General features: G+C 43.1%; 6 protein-coding genes and 1 pseudogene. All 7 read right to left on the minus strand.

Going from position 1 to position 2,857, the window contains the following annotated elements; all coding sequences use genetic code 11:
* Positions 1-255: pseudogene (locus EIEH_RS18645) on the minus strand (hemagglutinin repeat-containing protein); the annotation flags it as partial.
* Entirely contained in the window at positions 243-509 is a 267-nt protein-coding gene (locus EIEH_RS19165) for a hypothetical protein (RefSeq protein ID WP_035610308.1), read from the minus strand. The pseudogene EIEH_RS18645 and the gene EIEH_RS19165, both read right to left, overlap by 13 nt.
* On the minus strand, positions 496-885 hold the full coding sequence (locus tag EIEH_RS18650) for a hypothetical protein (protein WP_015872537.1): 390 nt from the start codon (positions 883-885) through the stop codon (positions 496-498). Before EIEH_RS18650 ends, EIEH_RS19165 begins: the two co-directional genes overlap by 14 nt.
* Positions 886-996: 111 nt before the next feature.
* Complete coding sequence (locus EIEH_RS19325; protein ID WP_015872538.1) at positions 997-1,167, minus strand: hypothetical protein; 171 nt, start codon at positions 1,165-1,167, stop codon at positions 997-999.
* An 82-nt stretch (positions 1,168-1,249) separates the two neighbouring features.
* Positions 1,250-1,489, minus strand: a complete 240-nt coding sequence (locus EIEH_RS19170; protein ID WP_015872539.1) for a hypothetical protein — start codon at positions 1,487-1,489, stop codon at positions 1,250-1,252.
* Between the two features lie 67 nt (positions 1,490-1,556).
* Positions 1,557-1,799, minus strand: a complete 243-nt coding sequence (locus EIEH_RS16035; RefSeq protein WP_035610314.1) for a hypothetical protein — start codon at positions 1,797-1,799, stop codon at positions 1,557-1,559.
* Positions 1,792-2,857: VENN motif pre-toxin domain-containing protein (locus EIEH_RS16040; protein WP_050977483.1), on the minus strand; the 1,066-nt coding region annotated here is incomplete at its 5' end. The genes EIEH_RS16035 and EIEH_RS16040, both read right to left, overlap by 8 nt.

Raw genomic sequence — 2,857 nt, forward strand, 5'->3', positions numbered from 1 at the left:
GGTGATATCAAAGCCACCGGTACCGGCAAAGATGCCGCTCTGGCTCTCCACCGAGGCATAGTCGCTGTGCATCTTATCGCGGCTGGCGGCGATACCCAGAGAGCCATTGCCGAAGCCGATGCTCCCCCCGGCGCTGAAGCTGGATTGCTTGGCCTCATAGCTATCAACCCCCTGTTCACTGCGTAGGGTCAGATTATTGCCGACATTCGCCACCACGTTCTCCCCCTGTACCTGCGCCCCCTTCAGGGTGGTGTCTTCTCTTTCTTACTCTTATATTCATATAGTTTATCTTTTAGCCAAAGGCCTATACCTAAACTCACACCAGCAACAACAGTTCTCCTATCTAATGCCATCTCCCATTCAAAGTTAAATTTCCCATTGATTAAGTAAAAAATAGTTGACATTACCAACACATACAAAAATAGCGCGAGTGAAATTAAAAGCACACAATAAGAAATTAAAAACAAAAACCAAGAGGCGCCTACTTTTTTAAACTTAATTATCATCATTATTACTCTGGTCTAAGTTATCTTTTACAACACCTCCAGTCATCTCAGTAAGAGTAGAACTAGTGGTTGCGCCAATAATATTCTTTGCGGTTTTATTTTTTACTGGAGGTAATAAATCAATAGCTTTTCCCCCAATACTCCCCACCACACTACCAATTCCAGCTCCGATCACTGCATTAGTTGGATCCTCTCCTTTAAGTGCACTGCCAACGGCGGCCCCACCCATATTAATGGCTGCGGAAGCCTGCCAACCTTTTCCTGTCGTCGAGGCTGATATCAATCCCGCAATACTCGCATCCACATAACTGAAAGGATCATCTCCACTTAATTGAACTACAGTGTTGACACCTACACCTATCGCCGCATTGGTCAGCACACTGGCTTTAAGCTCCTTTTATAGTTGAACCCCGGTATTTACTGCTGTCCCTATTGCCACGTTAATAGCCATGCTTTCCTTTATTATTGTATCATGCTGTAATTTGTCAGATTAGTGATTTGACTTTTTTCTATCTTTTCGCTCTTGTAGTTTCTCTTTGAACCATAATCCTAATCCAAGAATTAAACCGACAATCACTCCTTTTTTTAGTGAGGAAAATATACTCTCTCTCCAGCCATATAAAACATAACCATTTTTGAAATAAATAATAATTACTGCCACTAACTCCCCTAATAAAATGAGGGTAAAAAAATAAAAATATTACATCCAATAAATATTAATAATTTAGTTAAGCTATTTTTTCTCATCTTTTTCCCTGTTTGCTCAATGTCTTCTCTTCGATAACTCCGCTTATCACAGAACCACCAATAGCACCGGTTATATCAGCTGTAGTCTTGTTAATAATACCAGCAGCTGTATCAGTGACTATTTTACCTCCAACGCTACCACCTACACTTCCGAGAGTCTTGTCACTGTTTTTGATCTTTTCAATAACCGTCTCAAACTTGTCTGAAGATGTTGCACCCAGCAGATTATTCTCCACTTATGCTATTAGCATAACTATCTATGGCTGCTACCACACATTGGACAGCATGCTGTTGCTATAATGACTACTTTTTATTTTTGTATTCATATAGTTTGTGTTTTATCCAAATCCCCACACCCAATGTCAAGCCAGCAATAATTCCCTTTCTCAATGGATCCTCCCATTCAAAACTAAATTTCCCATCGATAAAATAAAGAACAATTGATATCCCAAATATATATAAAAGCAGTATAAAAGAAATCAAAAACGAACAATAAAAAATCAGAAAAAGAAACCAAGCAACACCCACTTTTTTAAACCTATTCATTGTTATTAGTTCCATCTAATTCATCTTTCACTATCTTTCCTGTGACTTCATTAAGTGTAGAACCAGTAACTGTACCAATAACATCCTTTACTGCTTGATTTGTTATTGTAGATAATGAGTCAACAGTTTTCCCTCCTATACTACCACCCACACTACCAATTCCAGCTCCGATCACTGCATTAGTTGGATCCTCTCCTTTAAGTGCACTGCTAACGGCGGCCCCACCCATATTAATGGCTGCGGAAGCCTGCCAACCTTTTCCTGTCGTCGCGGCTGATATCAATCCCGCAATACTTGCATCCACATAACTGAAAGGATCGTCTCCACTTAATTGAACCACAGTGTTGACACCTATGCCTATCGCCGCATTAACAGCCATACCTCCTTTTATTGTAATACCCAGCATACTGCCAGAAAACAGCAGCGGTGCATCACCAATACTCGCATTGGATTTATGATATACCCATGCCCTCATTATATTTTGCGCCTCAGCCATTACATCAGAGTCTGGGCCTCGTTTTAGATAGTCGCTCCCTGAAAGCAATCCATTGACTAGCTCCTGAGCAACACCTGTACCATATTCCGTCTCCATCTCTGCTGCGTAAATACGCAAATAACCAGCTAATTCGCTTCGTTCAGCGCTATTCAGTTGGGTAGGATCTGACACAAACTTCGTGATAAGTATGTCACTCCGTTTGTCTGCGTTTTCTAATTGAAGTAACTCTTTCGCCGTCGCTAACGTCTTATCACCATGCTGTATTTTTTCGATAATTTTATCTAGCTTGCTGGACGATTTTGTCCCAAGGAAATTATTCTCCACCGTCGTCTTACCCGACTCTGCCCCGGCGAGCGCGGAAGCCCCCGCGTCGCCCACCAGACCACTGGCCAGTCCGGCGGCAACGGTGGCCAGTGTTGAAGCGGTCTGTTTCTCGCTTTCGCTGAGCTCAGCGACCGGTTTCTGGTATATCTCCGTGGCCAGCATGCCGACGATTTCGCCGGTGGCCGCACCCGCGGCTCCGGCAAGGGCGTTATTCCCCTGTGCTGCGGCAAGCGCCGCA

The sequence above is a fragment of the Edwardsiella ictaluri ATCC 33202 genome, from assembly GCF_000264785.1.
GTDB lineage: Bacteria > Pseudomonadota > Gammaproteobacteria > Enterobacterales > Enterobacteriaceae > Edwardsiella > Edwardsiella ictaluri.

What these genes read in the sequence shown, in the direction of transcription:
- EIEH_RS19165 (WP_035610308.1), bottom strand. Translation starts at nt 509, where the DNA reads ATGATGATAATTAAGTTTAAAAAAGTAGGCGCCTCTTGGTTTTTGTTT.
- EIEH_RS16035 (WP_035610314.1), bottom strand. Translation starts at nt 1,799, where the DNA reads ATGAATAGGTTTAAAAAAGTGGGTGTTGCTTGGTTTCTTTTTCTGATT.